At 33.6% G+C, this 23,425-nt stretch carries 23 protein-coding genes, 1 pseudogene and 1 riboswitch; of the genes and pseudogenes, 21 read left to right on the forward strand and 3 right to left on the reverse strand.

Annotation, left to right across the window (positions count from 1 at the left end; translation table 11 throughout):
* Positions 1–103 precede the first annotated feature (103 nt).
* Positions 104–361: a hypothetical protein gene (locus H9636_RS17125; RefSeq protein WP_191708790.1), complete on the reverse strand. Its 258-nt coding sequence runs from the start codon at positions 359–361 to the stop codon at positions 104–106.
* A gap of 947 nt (positions 362–1,308) precedes the next feature.
* Between H9636_RS17125 and H9636_RS17130 the strand changes: the two genes are divergently transcribed.
* The 8 genes from H9636_RS17130 to H9636_RS17155 all read left to right on the forward strand — a co-directional run bounded on the left by H9636_RS17130 (position 1,309) and on the right by H9636_RS17155 (position 7,839).
* Positions 1,309–3,069 carry a methyl-accepting chemotaxis protein gene (locus H9636_RS17130; protein ID WP_191708791.1) on the forward strand — a complete coding sequence of 587 codons (1,761 nt, stop codon included), beginning with the start codon at positions 1,309–1,311 and terminating at the stop codon, positions 3,067–3,069.
* 234 nt (positions 3,070–3,303) lie between these two features.
* A complete protein-coding gene (locus H9636_RS17135; protein WP_318241044.1) occupies positions 3,304–4,053 on the forward strand; it encodes an Fpg/Nei family DNA glycosylase in 750 nt (249 codons plus the stop codon).
* An 8-nt stretch (positions 4,054–4,061) separates the two neighbouring features.
* Complete coding sequence (locus tag H9636_RS19395) at positions 4,062–4,106, forward strand: zinc finger domain-containing protein (RefSeq protein WP_318241045.1); 45 nt, start codon at positions 4,062–4,064, stop codon at positions 4,104–4,106.
* Between the two features lie 174 nt (positions 4,107–4,280).
* A riboswitch (TPP riboswitch) is annotated at positions 4,281–4,380 on the forward strand.
* A 154-nt stretch (positions 4,381–4,534) separates the two neighbouring features.
* Positions 4,535–5,380: a hydroxyethylthiazole kinase gene (gene thiM, locus H9636_RS17140; protein WP_191708792.1), complete on the forward strand. Its 846-nt coding sequence runs from the start codon at positions 4,535–4,537 to the stop codon at positions 5,378–5,380.
* Positions 5,377–5,676, forward strand: coding sequence for an MTH1187 family thiamine-binding protein (locus H9636_RS17145; protein WP_191708793.1), 300 nt, complete (start codon positions 5,377–5,379; stop codon positions 5,674–5,676). Before thiM ends, H9636_RS17145 begins: the two co-directional genes overlap by 4 nt.
* 1 nt (position 5,677) lies before the next feature.
* A complete protein-coding gene (locus H9636_RS19175) occupies positions 5,678–5,857 on the forward strand; it encodes a hypothetical protein (protein WP_225230310.1) in 180 nt (59 codons plus the stop codon).
* Complete coding sequence (locus tag H9636_RS17150) at positions 5,778–6,299, forward strand: thiamine phosphate synthase (protein ID WP_225230311.1); 522 nt, start codon at positions 5,778–5,780, stop codon at positions 6,297–6,299. Before H9636_RS19175 ends, H9636_RS17150 begins: the two co-directional genes overlap by 80 nt.
* 571 nt (positions 6,300–6,870) lie before the next feature.
* Positions 6,871–7,839 (forward strand): tRNA dihydrouridine synthase, encoded by a 969-nt coding sequence (locus tag H9636_RS17155; RefSeq protein WP_191708811.1) that lies wholly within the window; start codon positions 6,871–6,873, stop codon positions 7,837–7,839.
* A gap of 252 nt (positions 7,840–8,091) precedes the next feature.
* Here H9636_RS17155 and H9636_RS17160 read toward each other — a convergent pair whose 3' ends face one another.
* Positions 8,092–8,958 carry a winged helix-turn-helix domain-containing protein gene (locus H9636_RS17160; protein WP_191708794.1) on the reverse strand — a complete coding sequence of 289 codons (867 nt, stop codon included), beginning with the start codon at positions 8,956–8,958 and terminating at the stop codon, positions 8,092–8,094.
* 218 nt (positions 8,959–9,176) lie between these two features.
* Between H9636_RS17160 and H9636_RS17165 the strand changes: the two genes are divergently transcribed.
* Together H9636_RS17165 and H9636_RS17170 are read left to right on the forward strand one after the other, a co-directional pair.
* A complete protein-coding gene (locus tag H9636_RS17165) occupies positions 9,177–10,430 on the forward strand; it encodes an ABC transporter substrate-binding protein (protein WP_191708795.1) in 1,254 nt (417 codons plus the stop codon).
* A 616-nt stretch (positions 10,431–11,046) separates the two neighbouring features.
* Positions 11,047–12,105 (forward strand): helix-turn-helix domain-containing protein, encoded by a 1,059-nt coding sequence (locus H9636_RS17170; protein ID WP_191708796.1) that lies wholly within the window; start codon positions 11,047–11,049, stop codon positions 12,103–12,105.
* A 79-nt stretch (positions 12,106–12,184) separates the two neighbouring features.
* Here the strand turns inward: H9636_RS17170 and H9636_RS17175 are convergent, their stop codons facing one another.
* Entirely contained in the window at positions 12,185–12,883 is a 699-nt protein-coding gene (locus H9636_RS17175) for a Crp/Fnr family transcriptional regulator (protein WP_225230313.1), read from the reverse strand.
* Positions 12,884–13,008: 125 nt separating this feature from the next.
* On the opposite strand from H9636_RS17175, the gene H9636_RS17180 reads away from it, so the two are divergent.
* The 11 genes and pseudogenes from H9636_RS17180 to H9636_RS17225 all read left to right on the forward strand — a co-directional run bounded on the left by H9636_RS17180 (position 13,009) and on the right by H9636_RS17225 (position 23,423).
* A complete protein-coding gene (locus tag H9636_RS17180; protein WP_191708798.1) occupies positions 13,009–13,356 on the forward strand; it encodes a DoxX family protein in 348 nt (115 codons plus the stop codon).
* Positions 13,357–13,495: 139 nt separating this feature from the next.
* Complete coding sequence (locus tag H9636_RS17185; RefSeq protein ID WP_191708799.1) at positions 13,496–14,149, forward strand: DUF1801 domain-containing protein; 654 nt, start codon at positions 13,496–13,498, stop codon at positions 14,147–14,149.
* 316 nt (positions 14,150–14,465) lie between these two features.
* Entirely contained in the window at positions 14,466–16,436 is a 1,971-nt protein-coding gene (locus H9636_RS17190; protein ID WP_191708800.1) for an LTA synthase family protein, read from the forward strand.
* Between the two features lie 211 nt (positions 16,437–16,647).
* Positions 16,648–16,950, forward strand: coding sequence for a WXG100 family type VII secretion target (locus tag H9636_RS17195; RefSeq protein WP_122973464.1), 303 nt, complete (start codon positions 16,648–16,650; stop codon positions 16,948–16,950).
* Between the two features lie 32 nt (positions 16,951–16,982).
* Positions 16,983–17,303 carry a hypothetical protein gene (locus H9636_RS17200; protein ID WP_191708801.1) on the forward strand — a complete coding sequence of 107 codons (321 nt, stop codon included), beginning with the start codon at positions 16,983–16,985 and terminating at the stop codon, positions 17,301–17,303.
* A gap of 76 nt (positions 17,304–17,379) precedes the next feature.
* Positions 17,380–18,672 carry an HNH endonuclease gene (locus tag H9636_RS17205; RefSeq protein ID WP_191708802.1) on the forward strand — a complete coding sequence of 431 codons (1,293 nt, stop codon included), beginning with the start codon at positions 17,380–17,382 and terminating at the stop codon, positions 18,670–18,672.
* Positions 18,673–18,677: 5 nt separating this feature from the next.
* Entirely contained in the window at positions 18,678–19,163 is a 486-nt protein-coding gene (locus H9636_RS17210) for a DUF6985 domain-containing protein (RefSeq protein WP_191708803.1), read from the forward strand.
* A 574-nt stretch (positions 19,164–19,737) separates the two neighbouring features.
* Positions 19,738–20,015: pseudogene (gene cdiI, locus H9636_RS19325) on the forward strand (ribonuclease toxin immunity protein CdiI).
* 32 nt (positions 20,016–20,047) lie between these two features.
* Entirely contained in the window at positions 20,048–20,248 is a 201-nt protein-coding gene (locus H9636_RS19330; protein WP_318241046.1) for a hypothetical protein, read from the forward strand.
* Between the two features lie 430 nt (positions 20,249–20,678).
* Positions 20,679–22,073, forward strand: a complete 1,395-nt coding sequence (locus H9636_RS17220) for an L-cystine transporter (protein WP_191708804.1) — start codon at positions 20,679–20,681, stop codon at positions 22,071–22,073.
* A gap of 261 nt (positions 22,074–22,334) precedes the next feature.
* Positions 22,335–23,423, forward strand: a complete 1,089-nt coding sequence (locus H9636_RS17225) for a methyl-accepting chemotaxis protein (protein ID WP_191708805.1) — start codon at positions 22,335–22,337, stop codon at positions 23,421–23,423.
* The last annotated feature ends 2 nt before the right edge of the window (positions 23,424–23,425 follow it).

Raw genomic sequence — 23,425 nt, forward strand, 5'->3', positions numbered from 1 at the left:
GAAACTATTACTTTTATTTTAAAAGAAAAAAGACTGTAGGCAAACTCGAAATTTCGAGTTTGTCTACAGTCTGAATCACATATCCGATAGGATATGTGATTTTTTAATTGTCATAAGGATAGGGAGACTCTGTAAAAGGTAAACCTAATCGTTTAGACAGTTCGTTTTCAACATTATTTTTAAGCCTTATATTTAAATATCTATAATAATAAACATTACCTCTTAACAAAAGCGTATATACTTGTATATCACCTTCTTTTTCAGCTTGTAGATTACCTTTTGCACCGATATTTGAAAGCTCTTTTTTAAGTGATTTTTGTTCATTGTGGAGTTCATTTATCTGTTGATTGTACCAATTCATTAAGATTCGATTGTTAAAGAATTTGAATTAAGGCTCATCTTATCAGACTCATATATTGACCAATTATACGGACCATTTGGAAATGATATAAACGAACTAAAAAAGGAACTTGCTTATAAATCTTCTGAAAGTGCAATTAACTTTATTTTGAGTAATACTAAATCGGATTTATTAGATTTTCAAAAATGCCTACATATATTAAATTTAGACTTAACTTATGAAAAGAAGACAACTAAGCTAATAGAAACTTAGGAATAAATAATGGTGGTTTTAACTTTGCTGGGTTCAAATTAATTTATTATTTATATTCACTATCATTTGACTTAGGCGCGCATACTCCAGAAGGTCCGAAAATTAATGGTGTAGCTTATACAGAAGTTACAACTTTAGAAGATGTTTTATGGATTTTAAGAATGACTGAAGATTTCTTACTTTGGTATAAGCAAACTTTAACTAAGAGAGAAAATGCCAATTCTTTAGGTGATTTATCATTTTAACAAGGTGATCCTACTACATATCTTCATCTAAATTGTCCACGCTTAGCACACACGGCATTGTGAAGCGGTGGCGTGGTTGGAGTTAGTATAAAGAAAAAGAACGAATTCCTGATGTGAATTCGTTCTTTTAATTATTTCGGAAAGGTGCTTCGCAAAGTATTTTAAAAGAACCTCTAAGCTACAATAATGTTTTCATGTAGAACCTTAAACATTTTCTAAGTCTTTTTGAATTGGATGTTTTTATTTTCCTATTCACTTCTATTGGAAGATAATTTCCCTCTTATTGCTAATTTTGTCGAAATATATACTAAAGTTCGTAGATAGTATAGAAAAGTAAGACTAATAAGTTTGTACTATAACTTCTAGTCTAAAGACCTACACCTGTTATACTTTTTAGTGCTTATAGATTAGTTAATATTTTTTTATTAATTTACGGGGAGGATAATACGAATGAAATTCAATTTGCTTACATTTTTAACTAGAACAATTAAACGGAAGCTTCTAACTGTCTCCATTTTATTGTTGACGATTCCATTAATCGTTTTAAGCGTATTTAGTTATGAAAAGAGTAGTAGTAGTTTAGATGAACTGGGTCAAACGAATTTAAAAAATAGTGTGGAACAAACGCTTGAAATGATGGATGTCCTCAATCAGCAAGTAGAGGAAGGCAAACTTTCACTTGAGGAAGCGCAGGAAAAAGTAAAAATAGCGATATTAGGAGAAATGGGAGAAGACAGTACACGACCAATTAACAAAAATATTGATTTAGGTGACAATGGCTATATGTTCATTACTGATCGCGAAGGGACTTTTGTTGCTCACCCTTCTAAAGAGGGACAGAACCTTTGGGATAAAAAGGATGAGAATGGTACATATTATGTCCAAGAATATATTAAAAAGGGCATTAATGGAGGAGGATATACCGATTTTATCGCTCCATTTATTGATAACCCAAATAAATTCGGAGAGAAAATTTCCTACTCTAAAGAATTCCCTGAATGGGGTTGGGTAGTGGTATCAGGTACTTATATGGTTGATTTTAATAAACCTGCTGGTGAAATTCTGTCATTAAATTTCATCGTTATGGGGATAACGTTACTGATTGGTATTGTAGTGATTTGGCTATTTGCTAATAATGTGACGAATCCGATTAAAAAAGTAACGGAACAAATGACCCATATCGCTAATGGGAATTTAACAGTTGATGAACTGGACATTAAGTCAAAAGATGAAACGGGACAATTAGCCAATGGGCTCAATGACTTACATACTAATTTAAAAAATATGATTCAAAATATCTCAAACGCCTCCCAGTTGATTTCTTCCCACAGTGAGGAAATGACACAATCCGCAAATGAAGTAAAAGTAGGAACAGAGCAAATCTCTAAAACAATGGAGGAAATTGCATCTGGTACCGAATCGCAAGCAAGTCTGTCTGGTGATCTTTCGACATCAATGGGGATGTATGTGGAAAAAGTAGAAGAAGCAAATGACAATGGCGAACGAATTTATCAGTCTTCAAATGAAGTTTTACAATTGACCGAAGACGGTGCTCAATTGATACGACAATCTGTTGAGCAAATGTCAAATATCGATCGTATCGTTAAAGATTCCGTTGTGAAGGTACAGCAGTTGGATGTTCAATCCAATGAAATTTCTAAATTAGTTACAGTCATAAAAGATGTAGCTGAACAAACAAACTTATTAGCTCTAAACGCGGCGATTGAAGCAGCACGTGCTGGCGAACACGGACGTGGGTTTGCAGTAGTTGCAGAAGAAGTGAAAAAACTCGCGGAAGAGGTGTCGAAATCTGTAACGGATATCACACAAATTGTTAGTAGAATTCAAGGGGACACATCTGGTGTGGTAGACTCACTACAAACGGGATATTCAGAAGTCGAAAAAGGGACGAACCAGCTGAAAACAACGGGTGAGAAGTTTAGTAAAATTAATGATTCTGTTAAAGAAATGGCTTCGGCAATTAGCGTCGTTAGTAATCATTTAACGTTGATGAAATCCACTAGCCAAGAAATGAATTCTTCCATAGAGGAGATTGCGGCTATTTTGGAAGAATCTGCAGCTGGTGTCGAACAAACCTCTGCCTCTGCTCAGCAAACAAGCAGTTCAATGGAAGAAGTTGCATCGAGTTCCGAAGAGCTTGCGAAACTAGCAATTGAGTTAAATGATTTGGTGAAGCAGTTTAGGGTCTAGAATAGTAAGATTTGATCAATTTTTTAAATTAATGTAAGTTTTAACAAAATATAAAGAGAACAAATAAAAAACAGCATCTCAGAAGATGCTGTTTTTATTTAATAAACGAATTAGGACTCTTGTGTGCGGTTGTATGGCAGTATCGGGCTAGATTGTTTCCGAAATGCATCCATTTATAATAACCCACCAATTGGAAATACTGTATAAACAGATTATAAAATGGAGGCTAGAATTATGCCTGAATTGCCAGAGATGGAAACATATAAAACATTACTGGGTTCATTGGTAGGTGGGAAAAAAATTTCGGATGTTGAGATTGGACGGGAAAAGTCTATTAATGTACCAGTTGAACGGTTTATTGCACAAGTTTCAAATCAAACGATAAAAACGATTACGAGAAGAGCGAAATATTTAATTTTCCAACTACAGGATGATTCATGTTTACTGTTACATTTAATGCTTGGAGGGTGGATGTTTTTTGGTAAAGAAGAAGATAAACTAAGCAGGACCATTCAAGTAAAGCTTTCCTTTGGAGAACAACATTTATATTTTATTGGACTGCGTTTAGGTTACCTACATCTTTTATCACCTGAAGAGGTTAAGGAAGAGTTTGAAAAATTGGGACCAGAAGTGCTTGATCCTGATTTCACATTGGATACCTTTCAACAGCTAATGCAAAAAAGAAAGGGAATGATTAAAACAACATTAATCAATCAAGAAGTGCTAGCTGGAATAGGGAATGCATATTCTGATGAGATTCTTTGGCATGCAGAGATTCGCCCTGATAAAAAAATGAATGAGTTAGACGATGAGCAATTAACTCGGGCTTATCATTCGATTCAGTTTATTCTAAAAAAGGAATCGAACAAGGTGGGTATATGGAAAACCCGTTGTATAAGGGAGATGGCAAAACGGGAGGTTACCAATTCTATGTTTATGATCGAGAAGGTACTGAATGTTCCCGTTGCAATACCCCCATTTTAAAAGAAGAAATTTCTTCACGGAAAACTTTCTTTTGCCCTAATTGTCAAAAATAAAGTGCATTTTATATAACCTTGTGAATATAAAGGCCTTGCAATCCTTCCTAGCTTTACAACGTCCATGTGTTGCCAAAGACAGTCCGCACATGATGAAGCAGTTGCGTGCTTAAACTAGCATAAATTGACATACGGCGTATCAGTTGGTAGTATGTGAAGTAACAAACTGAATAGTAAATATTGCGGGGGGACTCTTCGGAGTTGAGAAGGTTAAAACCTGACTCTTTGAACCTGTCAGTTAACACTGGTGTAGGGAAGCGATTCATTAGATATATGAGCAATAATTTGAATTGTGCTTTCCCATTTTTATTTAATGGGAGAGCATTTTTTATTATATAGAGCCTAAGTGAATTCATATCTTAAACCCCCCCCTGTTTTGTTGATCTATTCGTTCGTATAGAGAATGTAAATAGAGAGGTGTTTATAAAATGGTTAATAAACTAGAAATTCAAAGCAAAATGATGCAGGCGGTTGAAACAGTAAGACGGACGAATCCGATGGCAGGTTCGATTACGAACACTGTAACAATTAATCTTGTGGCAAATGCACAGCTTGCTGTTGGTGGATCTGCCGCTATGGTGTACTTGCCAGATGAGGCGGAGTTTTTGGCAAAAGCTGGCGGAGCTATGTATATCAACGTGGGAACGCTTTTACCGATTTATGAGGAGACGTTACCTTATGTAGCAAAGGTGTTGCATGAAACAGGAAAGCCATGGGTATTAGATCCTGTTGCTGTCGGTATTGGTTCACTTAGAACAAAGCTTTTACAACAATTGAAGGCCTATAAACCAACAATTATTAGAGGGAATGCTTCGGAAATTATCGCATTAGCTGGTTTATGGGGATTAGATGGAGGTACAGATGAATCGAATGTTCGCGGTGTTGATTCTACGGATTCAGTAAGTGAGGCAAAAGCAGCAGCTATTGCGCTTGCAAAGTGGACAGAAGGAGCAGTTGCTGTCTCGGGTGAAACGGATTTAGTAACAGACGGCTCTATGATGGCCTTCTGTTATGGAGGTTCCCATTTTATGGAGAAAATCACAGGTGCAGGTTGCTCGTTAGGTGGAGTAGCAGCTGTCTACGCCACAGCAACATCACCATTCATTGCGGCACTAACCGCCACTGCGGTGTACAATGTAGCCGGAAAACGTGCAGAACTCAAGGTGGATGGTCCAGGAAGTTTCCAAGTTCAGTTTATAGATGAATTATATAAAGCAACGGCGGAAGACATTGCGAACAATTCATTGGATGTAGAGGAGGTTTCATTTTTATGAATACATTAGTTGCAGTAGCTATTGCGCCTTTTGGTGTAGGCGATGAATTGGCACGGGAAGTAGCGGAAGTTGTAAAAGTGATTCGGGAGTCAGGATTGCCAAATCGAACGACATCAATGTTTACAGAGATTGAGGGCGAATGGGATGAAGTAATGAAAGTAGTGAAAGAGGCAACATTTGTCCTTGCTGAAAAAGGAATTCGAACGGAAGTAGTGTTAAAAGCAGATATTCGACCAGGTTATTCTAATACAATCAATACGAAAGTAGATAAAGTAAATGATATTTTAGGAGGATAAGATGCGTATTATAAAAAAACTTGATATTTCCAAGTACTTAGTAATTGGTCCTGAAAATACGAAAGGTCGCCCTGTTGCCACAATTATTAAAGATGCAGTGAATGCAGGTTTTACTTGTATCCAAATTCGTTCGAAAGTTGCCTCTGATTCAGCTAACGCATCAAGCGGCAGAAGTCATTGAAGAGGCTGGAAAATCCCAAGAAGTTGCGCTACTTGTAAATGATCGACTGGATATTGTTTTAGCTGCGAGAAAACAAGGAATTAAAGTGGATGGCATTCATGTGGGACAAAAGGATATACCAGTGGATGTTTGTCGTGAATATTTAGGTGAAGAGCTCATTGTCGGTTTATCTGCCCGGGCAGATGAGTTATTTGAGTATATAAAAACAGCGGATGTTTCACAACTTGATTATTTTGGTGTCGGACCGTTACGTGAAACACAAACGAAACCTGATTGTGGCCTTGGACAAGATGGGAAAGTCATTTCAAAAAGTTTTGATGATATTGCTAAAATAGCTGAGCTTAGTTCGATTCCGGTAGTCGTAGGCGGTGGTGTTAAGCTTGCTGATATACCTTCCCTTGCCCAAACTGGAGCGGATGGTTTCTTTGTGTGTCAGCTGTGACGGAGGCTGATAATCCAAAACTAGAGGCAACAAAATTAGTGAATGCCTGGAACGATTATAAATCTAGGGAAAAGTGTTCGGTTAACTGAGTTATTAATATATGCCGATACTTGATGTTCTTAAAAGAAGACAAATGCCTATTTGGCGTTGTCTTCTTTTATGTTCCTTATTACAAATTAAGTGAGATAATATTTACATAATGGGAAATGTGAGGCTACCACAAGGAATTAAAAAAGATCCTATTAGTAGTTTAAATTACGAAAATCGCCGCATTACTACTTGCACTATTTTTATTGATTTATGTAAATAAATTTGTTGGAGAAAAGAGAAAATAAACTTAGTAAAGCAAAACTTCCACAGATAGTTTATAGGGGCATGTCTTTTTACAATGTCAATTTCTTCTCATTTTATATTGTTTACTAAAGTTTTCGACCCCAATATTTTTTGACAAACTAAAATGTCTGAGTGTATTGTCTTTGATAATAGGTTACTGAACATGATATAAGTGTAAAAGAAGTTTTTTACGATAAGTTTGATGTTTTATAGATAATGAGAGGATTTGAGTTTGAAGATGAAAGAAAATTTTTGGCTTGATTTACCGCGGCCATTTTTTGTACTTGCACCAATGGAAGATGTGACGGATGTTGTTTTTCGTCATGTCGTAAGTAAAGCAGGTAGACCGGATGTATTTTTTACGGAGTTTACAAATACGGAAAGCTATTGTCATCCAGAAGGACAGAAAAGTGTGCGCGGACGTTTAATATTTACAGAGGACGAACAACCAATCGTTGCTCATATATGGGGGGATAAGCCTGAATATTTTCGTCAAATGAGCATCGGGATGGCAGAGTTAGGATTTAAAGGTATTGATATTAATATGGGTTGTCCTGTACCGAATGTTGCCTCTAGAGGAAAGGGAAGTGGCCTTATACTTCGACCAGATGTAGCTGCTGAAATTATTCAAGCAGCAAAAGCAGGAGGACTTCCAGTAAGTGTGAAAACAAGACTTGGCTATACAGAAATAGATGAGTGGAAGGAATGGCTAACGCATATTTTAAAACAGGATATCGCTAATCTTTCCATCCATTTACGTACTAGAAAAGAAATGAGCGCTGTAGATGCCCATTGGGAACTAATTCCGGAAATTAAAAAGTTACGAGATGAAGTGGCACCAAATACGTTGCTCACAATTAATGGAGATATTCCTGACCGTCAAACAGGTCTGAAGCTCGTAGAACAGTACGGTGTGGATGGCGTAATGATCGGACGGGGTATTTTTAAAAATCCTTTCGCTTTTGAAAAAGAGCCGAAAGAGCATAGTAGTAAGGAGTACTTAGACCTTTTAAGATTGCAGCTTGATCTACATGATCAATATAAAGAAGAATTGCCACGTCCAGTCACAGGGCTTCATCGATTCTTCAAAATTTATGTCAAAGGATTCCGTGGTGCAGGCGAACTCAGAAATCAATTAATGAACACAAAAACAACTGATGAAGTACGTGCATTACTTGATCATTTTGAAGCTAATAATATGGATTGATGCCAATAATTTTAAAGATGAAATAGAAGACAACAGTCTAATGGGCTGTTGTCTTTTTGTATTTGAAAGGGCATCAGAAATTATATTTTAATATTTCAAACCTACCTTTAAGTTTGTTCATAGTAACAAAAAAGCTATTCTAAAAGAATATTTTTTCATTAATTATGTTTTTAGATTACGGCTCCTATATTTATTAGTATGATATTAGGTTAAATCTTTACAGAATAGATTTGGTAGGTGAAGCTATACCTCCTATATTTTTAAATAATAACCTTTACCTTTTTTATAAACTAAAATTAACGGAGAATCAGGATTTTCCTCAATTTTATGTCTTAGTTTTTTTATACAGACATACACAGAGGACGGAGACATTAACTCAAGTTTATTTAAAAGAAATTCGACACTACAAGGTTTATTTTTATTTTTAATTAAGCAATATAGGAGTCTAAATTCTAAATTGCTTAATAAAAAAATATTGTTTTTGGTTATGATACTATGCTTTTCTATCGAAAAATAAATATTGTTACCCAATTTAAATAAATCTTTATATGAAGTATCTTCGATTGGTGAAAAAACATTAAAAATATTCCAATAATTATCATAGTTGTTTGATATATTTAAAAGGTTGATTATAGGCTTGTCTGTATGGATATTTGTTAAATTTAAAGAACTATAACTTTTTTGATCACATATCAAACCAAGGCAGTTATAATCATTAACATGATTCAGATCATACTTATTTTTCAAAGGAATGCGACTTATCAAGGATAAAAAGTTAAAAAAGTTATTATTTTTTGTTAAAACAGAAATATAATATTCCATTATTCCACCCCATTTAGAAATCTCACCATAACCATAATAAGTTTTTTTACTTATAGTAGTTCCGTTTGAATTTTCAGTATAATATTCGGCTTTTGAGTATCCATTTGCATAGATAGAAGATTGAACACCAGCCATACTGAAATCAGCGAGAATTCCCTCTTGAGCTACTTTTTTCTTTTCCCCTGGAGATACAGTTGTATTAATACTAGTATCCGCAGAAGCTTGATTTAAAGGAATAATAGATAATCCTAAAAGTAATACTGAAGCTAGAATAAAAGGTTTAATAATTTTTGCCATTTTTCCACCTCCTTATTTGGTTAAATTAAATTTAATACATTTTTGGTAATAAATGTATAGTATAGAATTAAGAATAATCTTAACTTTTGTTAATAATAGGGAAAAAATAGATTAAAATTTCCATTTTTATGTTAAATTATTAGAAAAGTGATTACTATAATTTAAAAATTTAGGGAGGGTTAATTATTAGAAATTATAAAGGGATAGTAAATAAAATTATGTGTGTTATATTAGTATTTGTTTTAGTTGGGTGTACGGAAGAGAATTCTGAGAAGGAGATCCAATGGAAAGAAGAAACATTAGTTATTGCAACAATTATTCCTGAATTTGAGCCTTATATCGAGGAAGTTTTTGCAAAAAATTATAATAAGGAAATTACTACAAAATCGATTTTTACTAATATTGATGAGGTTAATAATCATTGGGTTGATTTGGATGAAATGATTGACGATTATCTGCAGAAGAATCGAGATGTAGACTTAGTTTTTGGAATTTCTCCTGAATATATAAAAGGACTAGTTGAGCGTGGCTCTCTTCGTAATTTAAGTGAAATATTAGATGAATCCATATTAAATCATATAGCCCCTGTTTTCTCAGAACCGATGAAAAAAATAGGTGAGGGTGATTTATATGCAGTAACCCCTACAATTATTAATAATTATATTTTAGCTTATAATAAAGGTATTTTTGAAAAAGCAGGTATACAAGAACCTCAAAATGGGATGTCTTGGAAAGAAATTCGTGAGCTATCTTCTCAAATAGTAGAAAAAACAGATTATGAAGGATTTGCTCTTGAATTTCCAATGGATGACGGGCAATTTTTTCAAGTGTTTCTTAACACCGTATACCCTGCAAGGAACTACCAAATGGAAAATGGTAAGGTCGTTCTAAACACAAGTGAAAGTCGACAATACTGGACTCTTTTTGCTGACCTTTATAAGGAAAACTCTAAAGTGACTGGTGAAGAATTTATGAACGGTAAAGTAGCAATGGGAGTTTTCTCAGCAAATGTTTTCTTTAATAACGAAGACCTTGACCTTTATGGGCATCTTGATAAATCAGAACTAGGATTTGTACAAATGCCAGTAACAGAAGAAAATCCCGGTGGTGTAATGTGGACAGAAACGATTTTTGCTATGTCAAAATATAGTAATAACAAAGAAGCAATTATTTTCTTAGAAAAGGTACATGGAAAGGAATTTGCAAAACTATTAATACAAAACTCTCAATTACCTACTTATTTGGACAGTGATATAAAAAACTTAATAAAAGATCACTTTGGGTTCGATTTAACACCCGCATTAACACAACCAGGTATTGTTTATAACACACCACAGTTTAACATTAGTGATTATACAACAATCCGGAATATGGGTGAGGAGTATTTCTTAAAATACCTAAATGGTGATGGAGATATTGAAACGATTTTAGCAGAATATGAAAAAGCAGTTAATGAATATATTGCTAAATAAACATAGCGTCTAGTTTACAAGGTAAATAAACTAAAGGGATTATGTATTATTCAATAGTCTTGGTTAATGAGGATAAATAAAATATTAAGCTAATTTCAGTAAATTACAAAGTTCTTGTAAATATCTAATTGCCCAATACATTATTATGAAGCAGTTGCAAGGTTAAAGTTAGTGTAGTTATTAAAAGAACGAATTTTCGATTGAGAAAATTCGTTCTTTTTGTTTTTAGAAAAGTGTGTTTCGCAACTAATCATAGTCGTTAAATACATTTTCCAACTTACGCTTTTCCAACATACCCAACATGAAACGCAAATGTTGAGAATGGCTTAAACCCTTGATAATAGCGGACTGGCTTGATAGTCGAGTCCGTTTTTTTGTGCTTTTTATTGAATAATCAATTGGAAAATCATATAACAGTATTGGCACCGAAACAAAGGATGCCGAAATGACAAACAATCTACAAAAAGGAAGGGGTAGTGTAAAAAGTGAACCGTTTTCTATTATTTGTAAATCATGAAATCCAATAGATGGTTGTGTGCTATGATAACTAGAAGATGATTTTATTTCCTGCTTATAAGAAATCTTGAGTAACGATATCGCATGGATGGAGGATGTTATGGAAAATAAAATGAAATTTGGCCAGTTTATAGCCAAGAAGAGAAAAGAACAACAGTTGACGCAAAAGGAATTTGCATCGTCGTTGTTTGTTACAGAATCAGCCGTGTCAAAATGGGAACGTGGCATTTCCTATCCGGATATTTCATTAGTATCTGAGATTTGCCGAGTGCTCCAAATTACAGAACATGAATTGATTACAGCCAGTGAAGATTATCATCAAAGACAATTAGAAAAGCGGGGGAACTATTTCCTGAATATTGTAAAAACATACTCCGCCATTCTATATGGAGCATATATTATTTCCTTACTTACTTGTCTGATTGTTAATTTTGCTTTAGAGCATAAATTAGATTGGTTTTATATTGTATTAAGTGCAGAGATGCTAGCTTTTTCACTTCTAAATCTACCGCTTATTGTAAAGGAAAGAAAAGGATTATTCACAGTTTTAGGAAGCTTCATTTCAATCAATTTATTATTATTTGTTTGTTCTTGGTACACTGGTGGAGATTGGTTTGCCGTTACATTTGTTTGTCTACTTACATTCTATGCCCTAGTATTTCTTCCTCTCATATTACGTGCGGAAATGAAGCCAATTGGACTAGGAAAAAGTAAAGCATTAATATGTCTGATTATAGATACAATATTAATCTATATCACGGTAATAGTATGTATGTTATTTTCTGGTTCAATGGGGATACAAAATGTACTTGAAATAGCCATTCCTCTGGTGAGTATTGGAATTATTCTTCCTTGGATATATTTACTCATTATTCGCTATATTAGATGGAATAACTTTTACAAAGCAGCAATATGTTTAAGTATTTCTGGTGTTTATTTTTATATGTTTAACAGTTTCGTTCATATGATTATTGATAAAAAGGAATTTTCCATGCCAGCTATTAATTTAACTGTTTGGAATAACACTTATATAAATGGTAATGTAGGTCTAATTACTTTCATGAGTACTATTTTACTTAGCATCGTATTTACAATCGCTGGAATTATGTATAGTCAAAAAAAAGAACATAACGGATTCTTCTTTAGAAAGTTAATATGAAAAGTTCTAAAACGAATTCCTATGTAGAATTCGTTTTTTTTAATGAACTATGAAGCCAAAACAATGGGGTTATCTTCTTTTATATTGAATCCTCTAATGCTTCCTTTACTCGTTGACGATGAACGGTAAAATAACCACGGGAATCTGTTCTGTTAATGATTCCTTCAGAAATGAAATGATTTAAAACTTCAGTGACGGTTTCGCGGATACTACCAATCATTTTAGCCAACTCTTGATGTGTTACCTTCACTCCTATTTGAATCCACTCAGATGAAGCATTATCGGATAAAGGCACTCCGAATTTTTCTGATAATCGATGTAGTAAGAACAGTAGCTTACTTCTTACTGTTCCATAAGCCATTTGTTCCATCAATTCTTCCATTTCTTTTAAACGAGACGAAAGAATGTTGATTAACTTCAGTGCAATATATGGTTTTTCTAATATGATCAGTTCAAACTGATTCTTGTCTATTGAACAAATAATCGAATCTTCAATTGCTTCCGCATATAAAGGATGGAATCCAGAGGAAAACAGGCTAATTTCACCGAATAAGTGTCCAGTTCCTAGTACGTCCATAGTTAGTTCTTTGCCATTACTTAAAATGGAGTACATACGGACTTTTCCTTGTTTAATGAAAAATAGTCGATTTTGATTGTTGTGCGGGGTAGTAATTAAAGTTCCCTTTTTGGTTATAGCGATTGGTACAATCGATTCCATTTGTTGCAGTTCAACTAGATCTACATCATGGAACAAATTGATTCTTGATAAGTATTTCATTTTATCCACAAAAACACTCCTTATACATTAATCGGTAGGTTACACTACAGATTTTATTTATATTTTCAATTATAGTGATTTTGACTATAGACGGTTCATTTTTTATATAAGGAGTGTTTATTTTAATGGAGATAGTTATCATTTTTATTCAAGTTATTTTAATTTTTATCTTTACAATCTCTGCTGCACTTAAGTTTTTACGTAAACCGATGATGGTTCAACATTGGAAAGAATATAGATATCCTATGTGGCTAATATTTGTAATTGCTACATTAGAATGGGTAGGCGTAGTGGGCGTATTGGTAGCATTTTGGTTTCATGAAGTCTTAGTATTTGCCGCAATTCTTTTTGCCCTTTTAATGATTAGTGCAATACACGCTCACCTTTTCCGTGCAAAGCATCATCCTTTGATGGCCAGTAATGATTTGGCCATGCTCCTTTTATCTATCACGCTTATCATTTTAAGTATTTAATAGGTAAGGAAATCCCGAAGGCGTTCCTCTAAAATTGCAATTTGCCTTTCCTTTGTATGGGGTTTTATACTATTTATAATGGATGAACGAAGGTAAATGGTTTTCAAACAAAAGAATAATGTAGAGGGGTGCTCTTATTATGACAAAGGGTAATATGAATCCTAAAGTGGATGAATTTCTAAATAAAGCTGAAAAATGGAAGGCTGAATTTGAAGAGTTAAGAGCGATTGTTCTTGAATGTGGGCTAACTGAGGAATTTAAGTGGATGCATCCTTGTTATACTTATAAGAAAAAGAATATTGTATTAATACACGGATTTAAAGAATATTGTGCACTGCTGTTCCACAAAGGCGCTCTATTAAAAGATAATCATGGGATTTTGATCCAACAAACAGAGAATGTACAAGCAGCCCGTCAGATCCGGTTTACGAATGTCCAAGAGATTGTTGAAATGGAAAATACAATAAAAGAATATATTAAGGAAGCCATTGAAGTTGAAGAAGCTGGTTTAGAAGTGGAGTACAAAAAGGATACAGAATACGTCATTCCAGAAGAATTTCAAGTGAAATTGGATGAAAGCCTTGCCTTGAAAACTGCTTTTGAAGCACTAACTCCTGGTCGTCAAAGAGCATACATTTTTCACTTTTCTCAACCGAAGCAATCGAAAACACGTGCGACAAGGGTTGAAAAATATATCCCACAAATTTTAGACGGCAAAGGATTAAAGGATTGTACTTGTGGACTGTCTAAAAGAAAGCCGAACTGTGATGGTTCCCACAAAGCAGTTCGTTAATAAAACATAGCCTTAAAAAAACGAATTCCGATTTTTGGAATTCGTTTTTTTTATTTTATAAAAGTGAAACATTCTATAAAGTTATATCGTTATATTACGTATGTAAAAAGTGATAAGATACAAACATTTTATCGTAAAAAAAGTAAACAAAAATGAATGTTTATTTGACAGAGTACGTGTATTAGGTGTACTATATATTCCTGTGAATTGATTAGTAATATTACATTTTAACAATTAATCTTTTAATGTACAACTTAATTAACTTGAAAATAGTCTTATTTTTTTAGTCTAGTTTGACTAAAAGGAAGGTGTAATGATGGAAAGTTTAAATAATAATAAAAAAGATGGCTTTTTAAACAAATTTTTTGGCCTATATTTATTAGCTGTATTGATGCTGTGGATGAAAACATATATCACACAAGTAACCCAATTTCATTTAGATGTGGATGGTTTGCTTCAACAATTTCTATTGTTTATCAATCCATTAGCTTCAGCTATGTTATTTCTTGGATTTGCCTTTGTATTTAAGGGACGTGGAAAATATGTATTACTCATAGTGATGTACCTCCTTATGTCCATTCTTTTATATGCAAATGCAGTTTATTATCGATTCTTTAGTGACTTTATTACATTACCAACTATTTTCCAAACTCAAAACTTTGGAGATTTAGGTGGAAGTGTTGTTTCTTTATTAAAACCTTACGATATTTTATTCTTTGTTGATGTATTTTTATTAATTTACTTATGTTTATCTAAAAAAATACAAAAAGATTATAGTAGAGTAGGCTATAAAAAAGCTGTAACGGTAATAGCTTTTGTAGTCGGTTTATCAGTTATCAATTTAGGATTAGCTAACGTTGATCGTCCTCAATTATTAACGCGTGGTTTTGATCGAAACTACATTGTGAAATATTTAGGCATGTATAACTATACAATGTATGACGCTGCTGAAACAATTAAGGCGTCTTCACAAAGAGCGCTAGCTGATAGTGATGATATGACAGAAGTGATTAACTATACAAGATCGAACTATGCTGAACCGAACCCTGAATATTTTGGTGCAGCAAAAGGAATGAATGTAATCTATATTCACTTAGAGTCGATGCAAGACTTTTTAATGAACTATGAATTAAACGGTGAAGAAGTAACGCCATTTTTAAATTCATTAATTAAAGATCCAAATTCACTATATTTTGATAATTTCTACCATCAAACAGCGCAAGGTAAAACTTCCGATGCTGAATTTATGTTAGAAAACTCTTTATTTGGTTTACCACAAGGATCTGCCTTTATTACGAAAGGTCAAAATACGTACCAAGCAGCTCCAGCTATTTTAAAAGAGAATGGTTATACATCTGCAGTGTTCCATGGTAATAACGGAACTTTCTGGAACCGTAATGAGATTTATAAATCCTTCGGTTATGACCATTTCTTTGATGCAAATTACTATGACACAAGTTCTGAACAAGATATGGCAGAATACGGCTTGTTAGATAAACCGTTCTTTGAACAATCAACGGAACTTTTAAAATCTTTACCTGAACCTTTCTATACGAAGTTTATAACGGTTGGGAACCATTATCCATATAAAATGGACCAAGAGTTAACAACGATTGGGAAAGCAACTACTGGCGACCCGAGTGTAGATAATTACTTCCAAACGGCTCGTTATGCCGATGAAGCGATTGAACAGTTCTTTACACAATTAAAAGAATCCGGTTTATATGATAACAGTATGATCGTTCTTTATGGGGACCATTATGGTATTTCAGAAAATCATAATCGAGCGATGGAACAAATTATCGGAAAAGAAGTAACGCCTTATGAAAGTGCTAATTTACAACAAGTACCTTTGATTATTCACGTCCCAGGAATGGAAGGTGGAGTGAATCATACTTACGGAGGTCAAATGGACCTTCTTCCAACTTTGTTACACTTACTTGGAATTGATTCACAAAATTACGTTCAATTTGGTACTGATTTATTATCAAAAGAACACAATGAACTAGTACCGTTCAGAAATGGTGACTTTGTCAGCCCAACCATTTACTCAATTGATGATAAATTATATGACGCAAAAACTGGTTTACCATTAGATGATGCTGATGATAGTCTATTAGAAAAAGCCAATGAGTTTGAAAAAGAAGTAGAGTATAAACTACAATTATCTGATAAAGTCGTAAATGGTGATTTATTGAGATTCTATACACCAATAGGATTTACACCAGTTGATCCATCTCAGTACAATTACAATAAAGTAACGACAGAAGAAACAGATGAATATTAAAAGACGAAAACGGATTCCGATTATGGAATCCGTTTTTTTGTACATAAAAAGTAGAAAACTAGAAGAGAAGTGGAGATAAATTAGTATAGTTAAATTATGGTAAAATACTTACCGAATATAGTATAATGACATTAATTTACTTTTTAGTATGTTACTCTAAAAACAAACATTTATTTTAACAGATAGATTAATAGTGGGAAAGGAAATAACTATGGCTAAGAAAATTGCTGTTGATATATCGAAATTGGAACATGCCTCACAAGTTCTTAATACCCATGCGGTAAGCTACGAGTTACTTTACAAACAACTAATTAGCACAGCCATTTTGAATGGAACAGCTTGGCAAGGGATTGATAACTTAGAATATGTAAAGAAATTAACAAGATTATCAGGTGACTTCCAAAAGAATGTAAAAATAATAGAAGACTTTTCGAAGTCTATAAAAAAGAGCGCAAAGATATATCGAGAAACGCAAAGTGATATTATCAATGATGCAAAAAGATTAACAAACTAAGGAATGTTTGAACATAAGGTAAGGTGAAAAGAATGGGGATCAATGTGGGAGAAGCCGTTAGACAGGCTAATAAACTAGAAAATTATGCAGATAATTTAAGAGTAGCGAACAACAGTTTAGAAAACCTTCAGACAACGTTGAATAGTGCTTGGCAGGCAGATGAAATGGTTTATGTAAATCGTGCCATTAACGAAATCAATAAAGATTTATTAAATATAGTAAATCAACTTAATAAAGTAGAATCACAAATTGTCTCAACGGCATATGAAATTAAACGTGAAGAGGAAAGGGAAAAGGCGGAAAGGGAAGCAGCAGAAAGAGCGAAGGAAGAAGCGGCTAGAAAAGATAAATAAAACGGAATTTTTAATTAAGGTTAGAATTAAAATATGAAACTTTTTAATGAAAGAATGGGTTTAGTGGAGGACATTCATGTCAAAGATAAAAGTCGATATCGATAGAGTTAATGATTTGACCCCTAGCTTTTCACAAGTTACGACGAAAGTATCGAATACAACAGATAAAGTTGCATCCATCCGATCTCAAATCGATTACCGTATTAAAGCACGACACGGAATCGGGGATCAATTGTACAAAATATCCAATGAATTACAAACGATTGAAAAGAATATGCAAAAGTTAGTATCTTTCCTTCAAAATTCGATGGATAAGTATGCAGAGGCTGAACAGAAAATTGCTAGGCAAGTACCTATGTTACCTAATGTGATAGGAAAAAATAACATAACTATTGATGCAAATGGTAAAATACAAGTATTGAACGAATACGCTCAATTTAATACAGATAGACCCGTTGATCCAAATACCGGTGAATATTTGTTTACATATGAAGGGCAAAGGCAAGTATTGGGAGGAAATGGTTCAGGAACACCGGATGGTCTAGCTCAATTAGGGGATTTAGCTTATGATTTTTTATTTGGCGACATAGAGACTCTATTTGACCCGAACGCATCACTTTCGGATAAAGCCATAGCAGCAGCATTCATGTTACCAATAGGCAAACCTTTAAAAGCTGCAAAAGTAGCCATGGATGCAGTCGATAATTCAAAAGACATTGCAAAAGCTGTAGATAAAGCAGAAAATATAAAAAACCTCTCAAAATCTGTAGATAAAACGAAAGAGATTCAAGATAAAACAATTTCTGATCTAGAAGTAAAACAACTAGGGGAATACATAAAGGATCTCGAGAAGAAGCAGGTAGATAAGGGTGCGGTTAAAGATAAACCGATATATACAAAAGGTTATGAAATAGAGCCTAAATATAGCTCTTATGAGCAAAGGGTAAAAACTACGCCAATTAACAAAGGGAAATGGAGTAGCGAACGTGCAGAATCATTATTTATCTCAGATAAGACTGGTGAAATAAAAAAATATCTTGATGAAGCTGGTGTTGATGGTGTTGAGTACAAAAACGGTATGCCAGACTTTTCTCCATTTTCTAAAGGTGAGATTAAGTTAGAAAATATGACTAATGATCGAAAATCTAATTTTTCAACTGCTGATGAAGAATTAGCTAAAAAATGGAGTACTCCAGAACAAAAGTGGACGGCAGACGACATAGCTGATTGGAGAGAAGATAATAAATATACTTGGCATGAGCTTAACGATTTGGAAACAATTCAATTAGTACCAAGTAAAATTAATAGCGTCTTTAAACATTTGGGTGGAGTTGGCGAATATAATATAAAAGTTAAGTTGGGAGAGTAGATAAAATGACAAAGATTAATGATGAGTTGTTTGGAGAACTTGAATATAAAAATAATTTCTGGCGAGGCGAAATGACTATTAAAATGTTTAACGTTGAGAGAAAAATACTATTGAGTGTTGATGCGCATGAAGATGCTGATTTTTCAAATATACAAAGAGATGCATTCCGTCATTTTATTCAAGATATGAACTATATTATGAGCCAGGCGGAGAAGGAAGTCTATGAGTACTATATTGAGAATGTCGATGAATATAGAGAAATGTTAGAAGATGAATCACAAGCAAATAAAATTGCTCCTAAAATAGATTCTTTAACTGGCTTATCAGAATTAGTGAAACCTACTGAATTAATTGTAAGAAGAGTAAGGAAGAATGGTAAGAGAAGATTGGGGTTATTGTGCGATGTGTCTTGGAATATTGAGGATGGATTAGGTATAAAAATTGAAGATGAAGTTGTAGAGGAAGTAGGATATCAAGATATAGTACTATAAACTTATAGAAAAATGAATGGCATTAAATAGAAGAAGGCACTTGATTCTGAATTTGAGTATCAAGTGCTTTTTTCATGTAATAAGATTGGTTGAACACAGTAAAGGATACTTATGTAAAAAGTGACCTCATGATGGCAGTGCAAATCATGGAGTACCTTGTAACACTTTAACTATCGAAAAAAGTGCGAGAACCGAGCGAGATGACATTTTATATGGCGGGAATACTTATGATACTGCAAGCACTTGAACTAACGAGAATGAAAATGCTCGTGCAATAAACAATAATTAATCATGCGGTAGATAATGTTTACAATCTTTCGTTGATAGTAACCATGGAAAACTACATAATACAGCCTATGAATTACCCGATTAATATGGCTATAAATGGCTGACTTTTTTATTTATAGCTTTTAAGATTACAACATAGAGTGCGGGTAAAGTTTGAAGGATATATTGATGAAACAACAGGAGAAGTTACCAACTTTTCCAAGTTTAAACAATTAATTATTTGGAGAGTGAGAAAGTGGAAGAGAAAAACAAAAAAAGGGAGTTAGTCAAATACTTCTTTCAAGTGATGGGAGATGAAAGATTTTGACAGTGTTAGAAAAGTATTCGGGTGGGGAAGGATACGGTATTGAACATGTGTGGTGTGTTTTTGCAGAAGACTATGAAGAATGGGAAGAAGATTACTTCGATGAAGATGGGATAGCTTTTTATTTCGATTATCCAGCAGTAGAAGAAGATGAAGAAGTAATTTTAGATTATAAAACTTTATATCTATATTTAGAAGAAATTGCAGAAAGCTATCTATCGAGACATCCAGAAAGTAAGTTGGAGATAGAAAACATATGAATAAATATTAAAGAGAGATATAATATAAAGCAATCGGAATAACAAAAGATATTTTTCAATTAATATATAAAAGATATAAAAATGCATTGGAAATTCTTGAAAATAATAAAGAGCTTAATAGAATAAATATTGTTGTTGGTGTAAGAGCCTATTTGGATAGTTATAATGACTATCAAAATCCATTTTTAGAAGAATTAAACAAGGCGGAAAACTTACTAAAAGAGATATTATAGTATTGTTGATTTAACAACTTATTAGATACAACTTAACCTTAAATGGTTATTTGCCTTTAAGTTTATTTTCTGCTCCGTTCCCTTTAGTGACGATTAATTACCGATCTTTAAGTAGCCATTAGATGACTTCGGTTTCCTCTGGAGTCATCTTTTTTAAATTCCATCAGCTTGTTGATTGGTAATAGTAAATCTTATATAGATTTGGTCACATTTTTAATACGTTTCCCTTTTATAAATTGATTTGGTACATTCTGCTCCCCAACTGCATATAGTTTTTTAAGTTGAATTATTCCTTTTGTCAGGTGGGTTCCACAATTAGCTCCCACTTACATTTATTTTTTTATAATTCATACTTTACCAATCGGTTTTTATGTATTATAGTTAATAATTGTTCATTATAATTCTAAAACTTTTTAAGGAGGAAACGAGTTTGAATACGTTTTTAGTAATCGTTAATATCGCTATTTTAATAGCAATCATTGTCGGTTTATATATAATGCAAAAGAAACACGTGAAATTTTCAAAACGTGTTTTTGCAGGGCTTGGTTTAGGTATCGTATTTGGTTTCATTATGAATCTGATTTATGGTACAACATCTGAGGTCACTTCAACGACGATCCAATGGTTTAACATTGTTGGTTCCGGTTATGTTGGGCTATTACAAATGGTTGTCATGCCATTAGTATTTATCTCAATTATTGGAGCATTTACAAAAGTAAGTCTTTCAAAAAATCTAGGTAAAATTAGTGCTTACGGTATCGGGATTTTATTACTGACAACTGGGATTGCAGCGGCAGTCGGCATTGGTTCTGCCATTGGCTTTGGTTTAGAAGGTATTGAATTACAAGCAGGAGATGCGGAAAATGCACGTAATGCAGAATTGACAGAACGTGTGGCAACGGTTGAAGATATGACAATTCCTGAACAAATTCTTTCTTTTATTCCAACTAATCCGTTTGCAGATTTAGCTGGATCTCGTTCAACATCAACAATTGCCGTTGTTATTTTTGCATCATTCATTGGGATTGCATACTTAGGGATTAAACGTAAACAACCAGAACAAGCTGAGTTGTTCAAAAAAATTGTGGATGCTTTTTACGCTATCATTATGCGTGTTGTTACTTTAATTTTACGTATTACTCCGTACGGGGTATTAGCTTTAATGGCAAAAGTCGCTGCGACAAGTGATTTTGAAGCGATTGTGAATTTAGGTAAATTCGTTATTGCTTCCTATGTAGCACTTATTGTTATGTTCTTAATTCACTTAATCTTTATTAGTCTAGCAAAATTAAGTCCAAAAACTTATGTGAAAAAAGGGTTACCTGCTTTAACTTTTGCATTTACATCTCGTTCAAGCGCTGGTACATTACCTCTTAATATTAAAACACAAACGGATGGGTACGGTGTATCGGAAGGGGTAGCGAACTTTGTTGGGCCATTCAGTTTAACAATCGGACAAAACGGATGTGCAGGGATTTATCCTGCCATGTTAGCCGTAATGGTCGCACCAACTGTCGGCATTAATCCATTAGATCCAAGTTTTATCATTACTTTAATCGCAGTTGTTATCATCAGTTCATTTGGTGTAGCAGGTGTAGGTGGTGGAGCAACATTTGCTTCATTAATCGTACTTTCTGTATTGAACCTTCCTGTAGCGATCGTCGGTTTATTAATTTCTGTTGAACCGCTGATTGATATGGGCCGTACAGCATTAAACGTAAGTGGAAGTATGACATCTGGTATTTTAACAAGTAAAATAACAGGCGAATTTGATGAAAAAGTATATAACAATAAAGCTGGATTAGATGAAGCAGTTGAATCTTAATTTGAAGACTATTAATCTAGTATGAAAATCAGTAAAAAAGCGAGTTCCTCTATAGGAATTCGCTTTTTTGTGTTGTGCAAAGTAAGTTTGTGATTAGATTAGTTCTTTTTATTTAGATTATGGTTCTTTTGTTTTATTTGAATTAAACGAAATCTAATCAAATGGGTAAAAAGGCACGTGAAAATATACACATCCTCGAATTATAATAAATACTAACAGTTAACAAAAATTTCTTAAATTTTAATAAAAAGGAGATGCAATATGTCAAAAACAATAAACATTCTTTGGATTTTACTTTTACTCATTCCCAATGCACTATTATTGGGTAGTTTATTGACTCAACCAATCAATATTTTAGTCATTGCTTCCATTTTAACTTCTAATATTCTCTTACTGATTCTCCGAAAGCAGATGAAAGGCATCGATAAACAAAGTGAAACTCAAATAGAAGAACAAAATGATTCGTCTAAAATAGAATCCATTAGCTCAACTGAAGCAATGGAATTAATGGAAGCGCTATTACCTAGCCTCGAAAATTTTCAATCTAAACTGGCAGAGCTCGCAGTTTATGCTGAAAGGTCAGAGATGGGTGCGTTAAAACAGGCTGAAAATGTTGAAAACAATACGAAAACAATGTTAGAAATTTCAAGCGGTATTGAGCAGATTGCAAAAAGCGCCCAAATTGTAGCGAGCACATCCCAGGAAACGAATGAGACAAGCTCTCAAGGGTATGAATCATTGGAAGTTGTAACAGCTCAAATGAATGCCATCAATAAGTCGGTAAATAACTTATCTCAAGTAATCAGTGATTTATCCCGATACTCAAAAGAAATTGGCAATATTGTTGGAACGATTACCGATATTTCGAACCAAACGAATTTACTAGCATTAAATGCAGCGATTGAAGCAGCAAGAGCTGGGGAACATGGTAAAGGGTTTGCAGTCGTAGCGGATGAAGTAAGAAAATTATCAGAAGAAGTGAAAGATTCATCCAATGAAATTTCAAAAATCGTCTCTTCTATACAAGATACGATTGATCAATCCGTTTCTTATATGAATGAAGGGCAAGATACAGTCATGAATGGAATTACTGTCGTTTCAGATGTAAAAGAGAAATTTAGTTTAATTCAAGGAAAAATTACAGCAGTGTCTGATCAAATTAATGAAGTTTCAGCTGCAGTACAACAACTATCTGCGGGATCAGAGGAAATTACAAATAACGTGGAGATAACAAAACAATTCCAAGAATCTGGTGTCGCTGTCATCCAGAAACTAAATCGCCTTATTAAAGAAATGACGAAAGATGTAGAGCAGTTCAATCTTGCAACAAAAGATATGGTTAAGCATTAATA

This window comes from Ureibacillus galli, assembly GCF_014836845.1.
GTDB lineage: Bacteria > Bacillota > Bacilli > Bacillales_A > Planococcaceae > Ureibacillus > Ureibacillus galli.